This window comes from Streptomyces bathyalis (assembly GCF_015910445.1).
Taxonomy (GTDB): domain Bacteria; phylum Actinomycetota; class Actinomycetes; order Streptomycetales; family Streptomycetaceae; genus Streptomyces; species Streptomyces bathyalis.
In genome coordinates this window covers 486,175-500,100 of the sequence record NZ_CP048882.1, presented here as the reverse complement: position 1 = coordinate 500,100, position 13,926 = coordinate 486,175, and the positions used below count along the sequence as shown (strand labels likewise).

General features: G+C 70.0%; 14 protein-coding genes. 6 read left to right on the top strand and 8 right to left on the bottom strand.

The window, feature by feature from the left end:
* The first annotated feature begins 32 nt into the window (after window positions 1–32).
* Window positions 33–812 (top strand): alpha/beta fold hydrolase, encoded by a 780-nt coding sequence (locus tag G4Z16_RS02260; protein ID WP_246530637.1) that lies wholly within the window; start codon window positions 33–35, stop codon window positions 810–812.
* 63 nt (window positions 813–875) lie between these two features.
* Window positions 876–1,928: an aldose epimerase family protein gene (locus G4Z16_RS02255; RefSeq protein ID WP_281393648.1), complete on the top strand. Its 1,053-nt coding sequence runs from the start codon at window positions 876–878 to the stop codon at window positions 1,926–1,928.
* 94 nt (window positions 1,929–2,022) lie between these two features.
* Here the strand turns inward: G4Z16_RS02255 and G4Z16_RS02250 are convergent, their stop codons facing one another.
* The 5 genes from G4Z16_RS02250 to G4Z16_RS02230 all read right to left on the bottom strand — a co-directional run bounded on the left by G4Z16_RS02250 (window position 2,023) and on the right by G4Z16_RS02230 (window position 6,222).
* Window positions 2,023–2,268, bottom strand: coding sequence for a hypothetical protein (locus G4Z16_RS02250; RefSeq protein WP_197348915.1), 246 nt, complete (start codon window positions 2,266–2,268; stop codon window positions 2,023–2,025).
* An 80-nt stretch (window positions 2,269–2,348) separates the two neighbouring features.
* Window positions 2,349–3,785, bottom strand: a complete 1,437-nt coding sequence (locus G4Z16_RS02245; protein WP_197348914.1) for a glycosyltransferase 87 family protein — start codon at window positions 3,783–3,785, stop codon at window positions 2,349–2,351.
* A gap of 159 nt (window positions 3,786–3,944) precedes the next feature.
* A complete protein-coding gene (locus tag G4Z16_RS02240) occupies window positions 3,945–4,883 on the bottom strand; it encodes a hypothetical protein (protein ID WP_197348913.1) in 939 nt (312 codons plus the stop codon).
* Window positions 4,880–5,821: an ABC transporter ATP-binding protein gene (locus tag G4Z16_RS02235; RefSeq protein ID WP_197348912.1), complete on the bottom strand. Its 942-nt coding sequence runs from the start codon at window positions 5,819–5,821 to the stop codon at window positions 4,880–4,882. Before G4Z16_RS02235 ends, G4Z16_RS02240 begins: the two co-directional genes overlap by 4 nt.
* Complete coding sequence (locus G4Z16_RS02230; protein WP_197348911.1) at window positions 5,818–6,222, bottom strand: GntR family transcriptional regulator; 405 nt, start codon at window positions 6,220–6,222, stop codon at window positions 5,818–5,820. Before G4Z16_RS02230 ends, G4Z16_RS02235 begins: the two co-directional genes overlap by 4 nt.
* 127 nt (window positions 6,223–6,349) lie before the next feature.
* Between G4Z16_RS02230 and G4Z16_RS02225 the strand changes: the two genes are divergently transcribed.
* Window positions 6,350–7,168: an aminoglycoside adenylyltransferase domain-containing protein gene (locus G4Z16_RS02225; RefSeq protein ID WP_246530636.1), complete on the top strand. Its 819-nt coding sequence runs from the start codon at window positions 6,350–6,352 to the stop codon at window positions 7,166–7,168.
* A 65-nt stretch (window positions 7,169–7,233) separates the two neighbouring features.
* Here the strand turns inward: G4Z16_RS02225 and G4Z16_RS02220 are convergent, their stop codons facing one another.
* The 3 genes from G4Z16_RS02220 to G4Z16_RS02210 form a co-directional block, all read right to left on the bottom strand.
* On the bottom strand, window positions 7,234–8,874 hold the full coding sequence (locus G4Z16_RS02220) for a GMC family oxidoreductase N-terminal domain-containing protein (RefSeq protein ID WP_197348909.1): 1,641 nt from the start codon (window positions 8,872–8,874) through the stop codon (window positions 7,234–7,236).
* Window positions 8,871–9,485: a DUF5987 family protein gene (locus tag G4Z16_RS02215; RefSeq protein ID WP_246530635.1), complete on the bottom strand. Its 615-nt coding sequence runs from the start codon at window positions 9,483–9,485 to the stop codon at window positions 8,871–8,873. The genes G4Z16_RS02220 and G4Z16_RS02215 overlap by 4 nt, the downstream gene beginning before the upstream one ends.
* Before the next feature lie 65 nt (window positions 9,486–9,550).
* Window positions 9,551–9,799 (bottom strand): hypothetical protein, encoded by a 249-nt coding sequence (locus G4Z16_RS02210; RefSeq protein WP_207794541.1) that lies wholly within the window; start codon window positions 9,797–9,799, stop codon window positions 9,551–9,553.
* Window positions 9,800–10,720: 921 nt separating this feature from the next.
* Here G4Z16_RS02210 and G4Z16_RS02205 point away from each other — a divergent pair.
* The 3 genes from G4Z16_RS02205 to G4Z16_RS02195 all read left to right on the top strand — a co-directional run bounded on the left by G4Z16_RS02205 (window position 10,721) and on the right by G4Z16_RS02195 (window position 13,925).
* Window positions 10,721–11,776, top strand: coding sequence for an RNA polymerase sigma factor (locus G4Z16_RS02205; protein ID WP_197348907.1), 1,056 nt, complete (start codon window positions 10,721–10,723; stop codon window positions 11,774–11,776).
* Window positions 11,777–12,198: 422 nt separating this feature from the next.
* On the top strand, window positions 12,199–13,158 hold the full coding sequence (locus tag G4Z16_RS02200; protein WP_197348906.1) for an ABC transporter ATP-binding protein: 960 nt from the start codon (window positions 12,199–12,201) through the stop codon (window positions 13,156–13,158).
* The gene (locus G4Z16_RS02195) at window positions 13,155–13,925 is read left to right on the top strand and encodes an MlaE family ABC transporter permease (protein ID WP_197348905.1); all 771 of its coding nucleotides are present in this window, start codon (window positions 13,155–13,157) and stop codon (window positions 13,923–13,925) included. The genes G4Z16_RS02200 and G4Z16_RS02195 overlap by 4 nt, the downstream gene beginning before the upstream one ends.
* Window position 13,926 lies beyond the last annotated feature (1 nt).

Sequence of the window (13,926 nt, the reverse complement as noted above, 5' to 3'; positions counted from 1 at the left end):
TGTCGTCACGCCCCCTGCGATAGCTTGCGGGGATGGAGATCCGAGTGGGCCAGGTGGCGGTCCATTACGTGGAGTACGGCACCGGTCGACCCGTGCTGGTGCTCCACGGCGCCGGGGTCGACCACCGCGAGGCCGAGGCTTGCTTCGAGTCGGGTTTCGACGGCATCGCGGGGATGCGGCGGATCTACCCTGACCTCCCCGGAATGGGCCGGACCAGCGCTCCCGAGACACTGCGCAGCGCCGACGACGTCCTCGACACGCTGCTCGGTTTCGCCGACGAGGTCATGGGCGGGACCGCCTACCTCCTCGTCGGGCACTCGGCGGGCGCGTACTACGCGCAGGCGATGGCCGAGAGACGTCCGGCGCAGGTCGCTGGTCTGGCGCTCGTCTGTCCGTTGCTGCCCGGACTGCGCGACGTGCCGGAGCACCGCGTCGTCGCCGGATCGGGTGAGCTCGGTGACGACGTCTTCCGGGGCTACTTCGTCATCCAAACCCCGGAGATGCTCGAACGGTACGAACGTCACGTCGCCCCGGCCGCCGCGCTCGTCGATGAGGCGGCGCTCGAGCGGATCGGCGAACGGTGGGCGCTCACTCCTGATCACGCGCCGGCCTTCGCCGGTCCGACAGTGGTCGTGGCGGGACGGCTGGACTCGACGGTCGGGTACGCCGCCGCCACCGACCTCGTCGGCCACTACCCGCACGCCTCACTCGCCGTGCTCGACGACGCGGGCCACGCCCTGCCTCACGAGCAACCGGAACTCCTGCGCGCCCTCCTCACCGAGTGGCTCGCGCGCGTCGAGCGCTTGAGCTGACCCGAAGGGGCGAGAGCGCGGTACGGAAGGAAAGCACGAACGGCGAAAGGGGCAGGCCACACCGTGGAGAAAGAGGACTTCGGCACGCTGCCCGACGGCACCCGTGTCGACTGGTGGACCATGGACCGGGGCGGCACCCGGTTGCGGGTGCTGTCCTACGGCGGTGTCGTCCAGTCGCTCGAAGTGCCGGACCGGCACGGCCGGCAGGCCAACGTGGCACTGGGCTTCGGCGACCTCGCGTCGTACGTCGACAGCAGCCCCTACTTCGGCGCGCTCATCGGCCGCTATGGAAACCGCATCGCAGGCGGCACGTTCACCCTCGACGGCTCGCCGTACCGCCTCCCGGTCAACGACGGCCCGAACAGCCTGCACGGCGGTGACCAGGGCTTCGACAAGCAGATGTGGACGGTGGAACCGTATGAGGAAGAAGGGGACGCAGGCCTGCTGTTGCGCCATGTCAGCCCGGCCGGCGAGGCCGGTTATCCGGGCAGGCTGCAGGTCCAGGTCGCTTACACGCTCGATTCCGACGGCAGGTTCGGCATCGCCTACGAGGCGGCGACGGACGCACCCACGGTCGTCAACCTGACCAGCCACACGTATTTCAACCTCGCCGGGGAGGGCGCAGGCAGCGCGCGTGACCACGTGCTGGAGGTCGCCGCCGCCCGCTACACGCCTGTCGATGCGACGCTCATCCCGACCGGCGAGTTGGCGGAGGTCGAGGGCACGCCGTTCGACTTCCGTGCCGGCAAGCAGATCGGACGCGACGTGCGGGTGGCGCACCCGCAGCTCCTGCACGCCCAGGGCTACGACCACAACTTCGTCCTCGACAAGGGCGTGATGGCGGAACCGGAGTGGGCAGCGACGCTCCACGACCCGGAGTCCGGCCGCACGATGCACATCGCCACGACCGAACCCGGCGTGCAGTTCTACAGCGGCAACTTCCTGGACGGCACGCTGACCGGCAGCTCCGGGACGATCTACCGGCAGGGCGACGGCCTCTGCCTGGAGACGCAGCACTTCCCCGACTCCCCGAACCGGCCGGGCTTCCCCACCACGGTGCTGCGCCCCGGCGAGATCCTCCGTTCCCGCACGGTCCACTCGTTCACCGCCGACTGATCCGGTCTCTCATCGCGGTCACGCCGCCGGGCAGTTGAGCCCGGACCGGATCCGGTCGGGTTGCCCCGGGCGTCCGGGTGTCCGGGCGCGCCGGTCACCGGTCCTCGGGGAACAGCTCCTCCTGCACCATGCCGTCGTCGCTCCTGTCGCCGTCCTCGAACGGCGGCAGCAGCGGCTGCTCTCCGCCCGGCGGCGCGTCGCGGAGGCTGCCGGTGCACGAGACGAGAAATGCGCGGACGCCACCGCGGTCCGGAGGGTCGTGCCGGGCGAATTTCCCGGCCGGCGTCGAGATGAGGCGGCGGCAGACCGGACACGGCCGTCTCGGATGCGTGTAGGTCATGAGGTCAGCATGCCCAGAGGCACCGACAGGACGTCCTGCCGATCCACGCGCCGCTGTCCCGGGACCCGCCGCACTCGACATCAGCGACGGCGGCGGCCGGCACGCACCGGGGAAGTCGCAGTGCAGGAAGCCCCTGACGCCGAAGGCCGATGATCGGCGCATCCGCATACGGCCGGGCCCCCGTTACGTCCCGACCGAGGGTGACGGCACGCAGCCCTCAGGGCACGGCGGCAGAGCGGGCGAATCGCTCCCCGCCTCCCACTGAGGGAGTGCAGCCGTCCGTACCGGCAAGCCGCCGCGACCCGTGCGGAGGCGGTTACTCCCTCGTCGGTGGTCCGGGCCGTGATGCGGAACCAGGCGAAGAGGAGGAGGGGGTAGATGACGTAACCGCTTCTGGTCGCCGGTGCGAGCATCATGGCCAGTGTCAGACCCAGCGCGATCCGGTCGGCGGCGGCCGAAGCACTGCGAGGCGGGCGCAGCACCAGCGACGCGGCCATCAGGGCGGCACTTACGGTGAGAGCCGTCAGCGTGAGGGCGTTGCCGTGCGGGACATGAGTGGCCAGCAGGTGCCCCGGGAGCGGACTCGCTGCCGACGACGGCACATCCGCGAGTCCCAGCGGATAGAGCACGACGTGCTGTACGCACCCTCGCGGACCGGTCACCAGCACCGGTGCGCAGACCAGCGCGAGAACGCCGGCCGCGGACACCGCGCACCGCAGTACGGCCCTACCTCGGCCTCGGGTCATCAGCAGGGCGAAGACCACGGGCAGAGCCGGCCATGCTGTCCACTTCAGCGCGGCGGCCAGCCCCAGGGCGACGCCGGCGCGACCCCCGTCCCCCCGGCCCGCGTAGGCCAGACCCAGACACATCAGCCCCACCACCGGCGGGTCCACGCCACCGATGGCCAGCGGCAGTGCGACAGCCGGGAAGGCGCCCACCAGCGCCACCGCCGGACGCGTCCGCCTGCCGAGTCCCGCCACACGGGCTGCGGCCACCATCGTCGCGAGGAAGCACGCGGCGAGCCACCAGCGCGGGCCGGCGACAATTCCCGCGCCCGGCACTTCGCCGAACAGCGCGCTCGGCAGGCCGAACAGCGCCATGCCGGGCAGATAGGGGTTGAAGTCGCTGACCCGGCCGGGGTCCTCGACATACGGATTGCCCGTGGACAGGAGCAGGTCGCCGGCCCTCTCGATGACACCGACTTCCATCTGCGCCTTCCCCAGCACGACCAGGACGACGAACGGCAACGCGACGGCCCCGGCGGTGGCGATGACGGCGGTGGAGGGTGCCCAGCGTGCGCGTGCTCCCACCGCTGCCAGCGCGGCGGCCGTGTAGGCGAACGCGGCGCAGATGCCCCATATCTGCTGCGGAACCAACAGGGGAGAGGAGAGGGCAAGAGCAAGGGCCATCGCCCCGCACAGCGCCAGGCCCAGCGGCTCCCACACTCGGGCGTCCCGCCTCCAACGGGCTTTCCCGGCCGCGGGCACGGCGCGGTCCGTCACCTTCGTCGCTGTCATGGTCCCCTCGTTCGGTCGTGGTGTGTTCGGGCCCGCGTGGGCGGTGAGGCCGGTGGTCGGTGCGGCGCCGGATGGGCGCGCGAGCCTCACCGCACCGGGTCGCGCCAAACTCCGCCGCCGTCCCCGAAACTGCGGGGCGGCGGCGACGCGGCGCCGGGATCAGGGCGTGCGGCGGCGCAGCAGCCAGAAGGCAGCTGCCGCGACGAGCGCTGCGAGCAGGAGAACGAAGCCGGTCTCGACGAGCTGGACCGGCCAGTACAGGGAGGCCGGCTTCGCGCCCATGCAGGCGTCGACCGAGTACTTGTGGTCGGCCTGGTCGTACTGGCAGGCCCGCACCGCGAAGCCGAAGGGGCCCTCGCCCTTCTCCGTGCGGGTGACGCTCGGCCAGATCTGGGTGCGCCACGGGGTGATCAGCCAGGAGACGGTCCAGCTGGCGAGGCTCCCGATGGCAAGGGCGGGAAGCACTGCCCGGGTCACGAAGCCCGCGAGGACGCCGATGGCCAGTCCGAGCAGGACGTGGGCGACGAGGGACGGGCCGAACGCGAAGTAGTAGTCCTGGATCTGGTAACCCGCTCGGTGCAGATTGTGGTCGTCGGCCCAGTTCAGCAGCGTGCGGAAGTGGATGACGAGCAGGGAGGTGCCGACCGTGAGGAAGACGGCGGGAACCGCCAGCTTCTCCATGAGCCAGCGGGCGGGGGTGATGGACTGTGTCCACGCCAACTCCGCCGTCCCGTTCTCCAGTTCGCGTGCGACGAGTGCCGCGCCCGCCCAGCCCGCGACGACCGGGGTGACGTATTCGCGAAGCAGCGAGGCGACGTTGTCGAGCCAGGACCAGACGCTGAAGATGTCGTATGCCTTGTTCGGGATGGTGTAGCAGAGCCGATGACCAGGTGTGCCGCAGCCCGCCTGGATCTCCACCGCACCCGTCCCGTACGGGCCGTACCGCAGCCAGAGCATGGCCGCCGTCGTGATCACCACGAACGCGATCCAGAGCCACATCGCCGACCGGTGGAGCCGCAGCACCGCCCAGAGTCTGTGGTGGACGGTGGGTATGGAGCCGGGGGTGTCCTTTGCCGGCCGGGTGGTCGTGCTGCTCATGCGGCGTTCTCCTGCGATCGGGCGCTCTGTGGGCGCTGGACGGATTCGGGTGTGGCGTCGCCGGTGAGCAGCGGCGGAGCCTCGGTGTTGCTGAGGTGGGCGAGGAGGACCTCCTCGACCGTGGGACGCTCGGCCAGCCACTCGCCGACGGGTTCGCCGTGCGACCTCACCAGCGCAGTGCTGCCACGGCCCGCGGGACGCTGCTCGATCACGGTCTGCCGGGAGGTGTCGAGCGCGGCGGTGCCGGTGAGCAGCGTGTGCGCCGACATCACTTCCTCGATCTCACCGCCGAGCCGCAGACGCCCGCCGGCGACCAGGAAGAGGAAGTCGCAGGAACCCTCCAACTCGGCGATGACGTGCGAGGACATCACGATCGTGGTGCCCTGTTCGGTCGCCGCGGACATCAGCGCGCCGGTCAACTGCTTGCGCGCCAGCGGGTCCAGGTCTGCCATGGGCTCGTCGAGGAGCATCAACTCGGCCCGCTTGCCGAAGGCCAGCGCGAGCGCCACCCGCGTGCGCTGCCCTCCCGAGAGGGTCCGGATCTTCGCGCCAGGATCGAGGCCCTCGTCCCCGTACGCGATCCGTTCGGCGGCCGGCTGGTCCCAGCGGCCGGTCGAGCGGTTGAGCACGGCCGCGTAGCGGAGCGTGTCGGCAACGGACAGGTGCGGGTGCAGCGGCTTGGACTGGGCGACGTAGGCCACAAGTTCGCGCGCCTGTGCAGGAGTCCGCCCGAGCACGTTCAAAGTGCCGCGCGTCGGCCGGCGCAGACCGGCGGCGAGGCGGAGAAGGGTCGACTTGCCGGCGCCGTTCGGGCCGACGAGGGCGCATATGTGCCCTTGAGGAAGCCGGAAGGAGCAGTCTTCCAGGACTGCCGACTTCCGGCGCGAGTAGGACATGCCCAGTCCGGTCGCTTCCAGCGCGGCCGCGGCGTAACTCATGAAGTCTCCTGCGGGAAAAGTTCGTTGAGGACGGAGTCGAATAGGGCGGTCAGGTCCTCCCTGGCCAGGCCGTCCTCGTGGGCCCTGGCCATCCATTCCGCCAGTCCGTCGCGGTGGGGGGAGTCGAGACCCGCGGTGGCGCCGAGCGATGCCCGGACGAAGGTGCCCACACCCCGGCGGGCCTCGACGAGCCCTTCGCGTTCGAGTTCGCGGTAGGCCTTGAGCACGGTGTTCGGGTTGATGGCGGTCGCCTCGACGACCTCACGCGCGGTCGGCAGCTTGTCGCCCGGCTGCAGCAGTCCGAGCCGCAACGCCTGCTTGGTCTGCTGGACGATCTGCCAGTAGGTGGCCACGCCGCTGCGGCGGTCGATTCGGAACTGGATGGCTCCTGCTGCGGTCACGCACAGAACCCTTTCACTAATTGATTAGTGAAAGGGTGGACGGGGTGAGGTCAGGATGTCAAGCGGCATCACGAGGGTTCGTGCACCCGGCTTCGCCGGCCGCGAGGGCGGCGCGGATACTGTCCGCGTGATCACGAGCCCTCATGACCGCCGGCCCCTCCCCGCAGAGTTGCGCGCCTACCTGGACCAACTCGTGGAGCACACACGCTCGGTGTGCGGCACCCATCTGGCGAGTGTCATCGCGGTCGGTTCTCTCGCGCTGGACGACTACCGGCACGGGCGCAGCGACGTCGACGTGACGGTCGTGGTGGACGATTCGCTGCCCGCGTCCGCGGTGCACGACCTGGCCGAGGTCCTCGCTCACCCGCGCCTGCCCTGCCCCGCCCCCGGGCTGGAACTGGTCGTCTACGGGCAGGAGTTCGCGGGCCGGCCCTCGGGCGAAGGGGGCTATCTCCTGGATCTCAACACCGGTCCGCTGCTGCCGGAGAAGGCCGGCTTCGACGCGGCGGGGTCTCCGGCGTTCTGGTACGTCATCGACCGCTCCGTCGCCCATCAGGCCGGGCTCACGCTGTTCGGGTACCCCGCCCGGGACGTGATCGCCGAACCCGAACGCCCCGAGCTGTACGCGGCGTTGCGTGCTTCGATCCGCGAACACAGCGACGGCGAAGGCCACCTCGCGGACAACCGCGTGCTCAACGGCTGCCGCTCGGTGGCGTTCTGCCGTACGGGGCGCTGGATGGCCAAGCGCCGGGCAGCGAAGGAAGTCGCCACGCACGAGGAGGACTTCAGGCCCCTCATCGAGGCCGCGGTCCGCAGCTTCGAGCGCCCCCGCTCGGCCTCAGCCGCGCTGCCCACCGACGAGGTGCGGGCATTTCTGGCCCGTGTGCGCGATCGGGTCGAGGAGAGCGCCGGGCAGGGGAGCGAACCGGATCGTCATGCCGACTGACGGGGACATCCGCGACCAACAGCCTGAGAGGCCGCGCCAGTTGAGGCGAGACAACCGCCGCCGACTCACCGATGGTTCAGCAGCTTGAGCACTCCGCGTCGCCCGGCCGTAGAACCGTCAGGGGCGGGAGCCCCGTAGCGGACGTCCACTCCCGACTCGGCCGCACCCTCCACGATGTGGCGGCTCGCCCGTTCTGCGAGCGCGGCGATGGTCAGGGACGGATTGACGCACAGCGACGTGGGGACCGCTGCTCCGTCGGTCACGAACAGCCCCGGGTGGCCGCGCAGTTCATTGCGGTCGTCGAGTGCCGAAGTGGCCGGATCGTCGCCCATGCGGCAGGAGGAGAGGGGGTGGGCGCTGAGCGAACCGACCACCTCGCTCCACGGGCGCACCCGGGCCAGGCCGTCCCGCTCGAGCACGGCCCGTGCCTCCTCGTCCGCCGCCTTCCAGCCGCGCAGCGTGTTGGCGGTCGGACGGTAGCGCAGCGTGGACAGGCCGACCGACGAGGCGACCCGCGTGAAGCTGCCCGTCGCCGGTGGCAGGCCGAACCTGCCCTCGTTGTCGTCCTCGGTCATCGCCAGGACCGACAGCCACGACCTCCAGCGCGAGCGCAGTTCCTTCTTCTCCACGCCGAACCAGCTGGACTCCGGCCGGTCGGTGGCCTGGGCAAGGATGTTGGTGATGCCGGGGAAGTAGATCTGCTGGAGGGAGAAGCGGGTGAACTCCTCGGCATCCGCATCGAGGCGGTCGTAGGACATCGACCCGATCGGTTTGCCCACGGGAAAGCCCTCGTACGGCGTGCCGGGAGAGCTCTCGAGCCCCAGCAGTTCGCCGACCTTCCCCTCGTCCACGTCGGCGATCGAGACCCGGTCGCCGTTGCCGGAGAAGTAGCGGCCCACGGCGCGCGGTATCCCGCCGAGCAGCGCGGCCGACCGCTGCAGCAGCACGGGCGTACCCATCGCGCCACCCGCGAGGACCACCACCTTGGCCTCGACGGCCCCCGCGCCCTGGGAGAGCCGGTAGTCGTCCGGGTCAAGAACGGTGTAGGCGACCCGATAGCGGTAGCCGGGGGAGGTGGCGGGCGCGATCGTCTGCACCTCGTGAAGGGCCCGCACCTCGGCACCGGCCGCGGTGGCGGCGGGCAGATAGTTCAGCAGCATCGAGCGCTTGGCGTCGAAGTGGCAGCCGTTCAGCATCCAGTTGCAGTTGGTGCAGCGTGCCAGGTCGACGGCGACCGGCACGGGGTTGCATGTACGCCCGGCGCGTTCGCATGCCGCGGCGAACAGGCCGCCCGGGTACGGCACTTGGTCCCATCGCTGCTGCGCCACCGGGAGGGTCTCCTCGACCCTGTCGTACCAGGGGTCCAGCGTCGAGCGGGTCAGCGCGTTGGGCCACAGGCGGTGACCCAGGCTCCCTTGGCGCTCGAAGACGAAGCTGGGGGCCCGCAGGGACGCGGCGAAGTAGACAACGCTGGAGCCGCCGACGCAGTTTCCCGCGACGACGGTGATGCCGTCACCCTGCACAAGGTCGACGATCCGGGTGTAGCTGCCGATGCGCTGATCGTGCGCGAAGTCCCGGGACCCCAGTCGGGGGCCGCGTTCGAGGACGACGACCCGGGCGCCGCCCGCCGCGAGGTGGTAGGCGGGTATGGAGCCGCCGAAGCCACTGCCGACGACCAGGACGTCGGTGCGTTCCGTGACGCTCATGCGGGATGGCCTCCGGCGGTGGTGTGCGGATGCTCATGTGCGAGCCGCTTGCCGTACGAGTACGTCGGATAGCGCCAGAAGCCGTCCGTGCCGGGCGCGGGGAAGCGCAGCCACGTCAACCCGGGATGGCGCTTGTCCAACGCGTCGGTGGTGTGCAGATGGGCTGCCGTGTCGAAGGCCGCCGCGCTGAACAGTGCCAGCAGCACATAGACCTTCTGGTGCAGTCCGGCGCTGCTCAGCAGCTTGCCCGCGAGGTGGGTCCGATCCTCGAAGTCCAGCGCGACGAACGGGGGTTGGCTGGGCAGCAGCACATGACCCCGGGCCAGCGCCCAGGCCGTGGCCTCCGTGTTCAGCAGTGCGGCGAGCTCCGGAAGGAGCACTCCGACGCCGAGTTCCGGGAGTTGCAGGAGCGTGACTGCTCCGGCGTGGACCGCGCCGGGTCCCGGCGCGGCTCCCGCGACGGCCCGGTCGTGCCGGTGCCGTTTCTCGCCGGGGACCATGGTGTCGGCGAAGGCCTCCAGCGTGGCGACGGTGTCGAGAGCGCCCAGCGCCGCGCCGCCCTGCGCGGTCCCGGTGGGCGCGGCGGCCGCCGAAGAGGCAGTGATCGTCATGCTGCCGACCGCGACCAAGGCGCCCGTCAGCGCAGCGACAAGCTGCCGCCGTGACGGCCGCGGGCTCATGTGCCGATCCCCAAGCACGGGAGCGAGGTGGGAAGTCGGGCTGAGGCGCCGCGCGCCGCCTCTTCGAGCGCGTCGGCGAGCTGCGGATCGTACGGGCGCAGCGCGGAAGCAGCCTCCTCGGGCGTCGCCGGCTGCCCCGCAACGGTCAGGTTGCGCACCGACGCTCCCGCGGTGCCGGCCGACTTGTCGAACCAGTAACTGCCGTCCCAGCCCACCAGGGTGGGATCACCTGGCCGTACCTGCACGCTCCAGTGGTCCAACTGCCAGTAGCGGCACGCCGGAACGGCGATCGCGAAGCGCGTGGGCTCGGCGCGAGCAGGAACCGCGCCGCGCCGCCGTTGGAAACGGTGATGTCCCGCTTGGCGTACTCGACGCACAGCGGTTCCGATCCGATCATGCTCAGCGGTGGTGTCTCGCCCTCGCCGAAGTGGTGGAAGGTGCAATCCGCGGCGAAGCCCGGGTCGGTGTAGCCGCCGACGCCGGGAGTGTCAGCGTCGGCCGGTGCCGCACCGAGCGCGGAGAGGAACAGAACGGCCAGGCCCGTGACAGCGGCGCGGCGAATCGACGGCATGGCAGGACCTTCTTCCGGTTCCAGCCCCGGGCGGGGCTCGGTTACTGGTGGGTCACTAGCGAGGTGCATCCTGATTCCCTGCCACGCGGCAGCGCAAGACCCCTGCACACGCTGCTTCGAATCGTCGCGCCGGAGGATCCGTCACCGGACTCCGGGGCTCGGCAGTTGCTCCGCTTGTCCGGTTCCGCGTCCAGCCGGGGGCTTCCGCCGCCGGTCGCGAGGAACCGGCGACGCGCAACGCTGGAAGCCTCGTCGAGCCGCCGGCGGGCGGCCGCCGAGGAGCCTGCGGGGGAGAGATGGCAGGCGAGCTCACCACCCGGAAAGGCATCCCTGGAGCCGGCAGATCCTGATTGGACGCCGGAGATCACAGGCCGGAGAAGTGTGACGCTTTCCTCGCCGGCACCCTCTCCCCACGGGCGAGCACCGCAAATAATGTCGACTTAACGCCAAAGCTGTTCTGCTGGCTCATGGCGAGCCGGCGAAGCCCCAGGTGTCGAATCCGGTTCCTGGCCTCCGGCGGCGCACCCGGCCGCCCCATGTCCCGAGCAGGCAGGTTCACTTCGGTTTGATCTCGACGGCACGAAGGAGTGCCCCCATGGCGAGGAACACGCAGCAGCTTCATCCCGGCAGATCCGGTGGACGGCACGAGTCCGCTGACGAGCGGTGGCAACGCATGTGGAGCCACCGTGAGCAGCTCCTCAAGGTGGCCCGGCGTCGTTCCATGAGCGCCGAGGACGCCGAGGACGCCGTGCACGAGGCGATGCTCCGAGCCGTGGAGAACCCGGACATAGACGACGAGCGGCTGCCCGCCTGGTTGACGACGGTGACGATGCGGCTGTGCGTCGACCGGTACCGGCAACTCCACCGGGAGGCCGAGGTGAGCAGCCGCTCCGCGATGGCCGTCCCCGCGCCCGTGCCCGTCGAGGAAGTGGTGTGCGACCGTGCGGAGGCGAAGTGGCTGGCACAGCGGAGCGAGTCGCTGCCCGCCCGGCAGGCCGAGGCGCTCCAGCTCAAATCGCAGGACCTGGACGTCGCTGACGTGGCCACGCAGATGGGGCTGAGCTACGAGGCCGCCGAGTCACTGCTCGCGCGGGCCCGGCGGGCGATGCGCAACTCGCTGGCCGGCACGCTGGCCATTGCCGCCTGGCTGTGGCGCGGCCGGCCGGAGACCCTGGGCCCGCCGGCGGCGGTGGCGGCGGTCGCGTCCACGGCGGTGACGCTGGCCGTGCTGGGGATCCCCATGCCCGATTCCCACGACGGTGGCAGGCCGCGCGCCCCTGAGGTCTCCGGAGTGGAAAAGACCGACGAGCCGCCTCGCGAGCATGCCGAGGAGAAGCACGCGCCCGCGTCGCGTTCGACCGTCCGGCCGGACCCCGGCCCCACCTCGCTGACGGGGGGCCTCGGGAATGCGGTCACGGATGTGACTTCCCTGCTGCCGGAGTTGCCAACTGCCCGGGAAATCCCCGCTGTTCCCAAGGCGCCGTCCTTGCCGTCCGTGCCCTCCGAGGTCAGACTTCCGAGCGTCCCGGCCGTTCCGAACGCCGTGCCGACGCCCTCCGGCACCTCCGTGCCGACGAACGTGGAACTTCCCCGTACCGGCCTTCCTGGCAGCGATGTTCTGCCCTCTGAAATCGGGGATTCGCCGGACTGATCCGGTTCCTTTCCCCGCCCGGAGGACACGGCTGGGAAACGTGCGCGAAAAAAATCTTCGTTTCTGAGCGACGGACCGGCCGCCCGTCCCCGTAGAGCAGACAAGAACCTGCTCCACGGTCGAGAGAACCGCAGGGTGAGATCGGAAGGAGAGACGCCACCCCGTATCTCGATTTCGGGCGCTGACCGGACTTTTCCTGCTGCCGCTGACGCGGCGGTCCGGGAGCGCTGCCCACCCTTCATCGGTCAGTGACCGCGCCGCCTCCAGCGGCGCATGCCCGGAACCCGGTGAACTGCAGCCGGGTGAGCCGGTATTCCTCCTTCTCCCGCTCGCCCGGCTCCGGCCCTTGTTCCCTTGCCTCTTATCAGTGCCCGTACGGCTCGAATCCCCGTTCTTGATGTTGACGGCTGAAAGGTATCTACATGGGTGTCGAGATCTGCGTGGAAGGACTGACGAAGTCCTTCGGTCACCAGATCATCTGGCAGGACGTGTCGTTGACGCTTCCCGCCAGACAGATATCAGTCATGCTCGGGCCTTCGGGCACGGGCAAGTCGGTATTCCTCAAGACGCTCGTCGGACTGCTGAAGCCGGAGCGGGGCTCGATCCTCATCGACGGACGGGACATCACGCGTCTGCGTGAAAGCGACCTGTACGAAGTGCGGAAGCTCTTCGGCGTCCTCTTCCAGGACGGTGCGCTGTTCGGTTCGATGAATCTCTACGACAACATCGCCTTCCCGCTGCGTGAGCACACCCGCAAGCGAGAGAGCGAGATCAAGCAGATCGTGCTCGAGAAGATGGACATGGTCGGCCTGGTCGGAGCCGAGGAGAAACTGCCCGGAGAGATATCCGGGGGTATGCGTAAGAGAGCCGGGCTCGCACGGGCACTGGTACTCGATCCGGAGATCATTCTCTTCGACGAGCCGGACTCGGGCCTCGACCCCGTGCGAGTGGCCTACCTCAACCAGTTGATCGTCGATCTGAACGCGCAGATCGACGCGACCTTCCTGATCGTCACCCACGACATCGCCTCGGCCAGGCTGGTGCCGGACAACATCGGCCTGCTCTTCCGCCGCGAGCTGGTGATGTTCGGCCCGCGCGAAGACCTGCTCGCCAGCGACGAGCCGGTCGTACGGCAGTTCCTCAACGGCCGCATGCAGGGACCGATCGGCATGGCGGAGGAGAAGGACGCCGCCCAGGTCGAGCAGGAACTGGCAGAGCTCGACGCCGGCGACCACCGCGGCCCGGCGGGCGGCAAGGGCGCGACAGGCCTCGGCGTCACACCGCGGCTGCTGCCCAGTCCCGGTATCGAGCGCCCGCTGCGCTGGAAGCTGATCGCCGCCCGCGAGGGAGCCTCGTCCCGGGAGGCGGTGACCGGCACATGAGCCTGTCACCCACCGGTGCGCTCAGACACTCCGGCAGCCTCTTCGCGATGGCCCTCGACGTGCTGCGCGCCCTGCCCCGACGGCCGTTCCAGGCAAGGGAGTTCATCCAGCAGGCGTGGTTCATCGCCAGCGTCACGATCCTGCCGACCGCGCTCGTCTCCATTCCCTTCGGCGCCGTCATCGCGCTGCAGATCGGCAGCCTCACCCGGCAACTGGGCGCGCAGTCGTTCTCAGGAGCCGCCTCGGTCCTGGCAGTTCTGAGAGAGGCCTCGCCGATCGTGACGGCGTTGCTCATCGCCGGGGCCGGTGGCACGGCGATCTGCGCGGACCTCGGCGCGCGCAAGATCCGCGAGGAGATCGACGCCATGGAGGTGCTCGGCATCGACCCGATCCACCGCCTCGTCGTCCCCCGGGTGCTGGCCTCGATGCTCGTCGCGGTGCTGCTCAACGGCCTCGTCTCGGTCGTCGGCGTGGCCGGCGGCTACTTCTTCACCGTGATCCTGCAGAACGGAACGCCCGGCGCGTATCTGGCCTCCTTCACCACCCTCGCCCAGCTGCCCGACCTCTACGCGGGAGAACTCAAGGCGCTGGTCTTCGGGGCGATCGCCGGGATCGTCGCCTCGTACAAGGGACTGAACGCGAAGGGCGGACCGAAAGGTGTCGGCGACGCGGTCAACCAGTCCGTGGTCATCACGTTCATGCTGCTCTTCGTCGTGAACTTCGTGATGACGGCGATCTACTTCCAAGTCGTTCCGCAGAGGGGTTAGC

Excerpts from the sequence above, each read along its gene's own strand:
- G4Z16_RS02260 (WP_246530637.1), top strand. The coding sequence starts at position 33 with ATGGAGATCCGAGTGGGCCAGGTGGCGGTCCATTACGTGGAGTACGGC.
- G4Z16_RS02250 (WP_197348915.1), bottom strand. The coding sequence starts at position 2,268 with ATGACCTACACGCATCCGAGACGGCCGTGTCCGGTCTGCCGCCGCCTC.
- G4Z16_RS02245 (WP_197348914.1), bottom strand. The coding sequence starts at position 3,785 with ATGACAGCGACGAAGGTGACGGACCGCGCCGTGCCCGCGGCCGGGAAA.
- G4Z16_RS02240 (WP_197348913.1), bottom strand. The coding sequence starts at position 4,883 with ATGAGCAGCACGACCACCCGGCCGGCAAAGGACACCCCCGGCTCCATA.
- G4Z16_RS02235 (WP_197348912.1), bottom strand. The coding sequence starts at position 5,821 with ATGAGTTACGCCGCGGCCGCGCTGGAAGCGACCGGACTGGGCATGTCC.
- G4Z16_RS02220 (WP_197348909.1), bottom strand. The coding sequence starts at position 8,874 with ATGAGCGTCACGGAACGCACCGACGTCCTGGTCGTCGGCAGTGGCTTC.
- G4Z16_RS02215 (WP_246530635.1), bottom strand. The coding sequence starts at position 9,485 with ATGACGATCACTGCCTCTTCGGCGGCCGCCGCGCCCACCGGGACCGCG.
- G4Z16_RS02205 (WP_197348907.1), top strand. The coding sequence starts at position 10,721 with ATGGCGAGGAACACGCAGCAGCTTCATCCCGGCAGATCCGGTGGACGG.
- G4Z16_RS02200 (WP_197348906.1), top strand. The coding sequence starts at position 12,199 with ATGGGTGTCGAGATCTGCGTGGAAGGACTGACGAAGTCCTTCGGTCAC.
- G4Z16_RS02195 (WP_197348905.1), top strand. The coding sequence starts at position 13,155 with ATGAGCCTGTCACCCACCGGTGCGCTCAGACACTCCGGCAGCCTCTTC.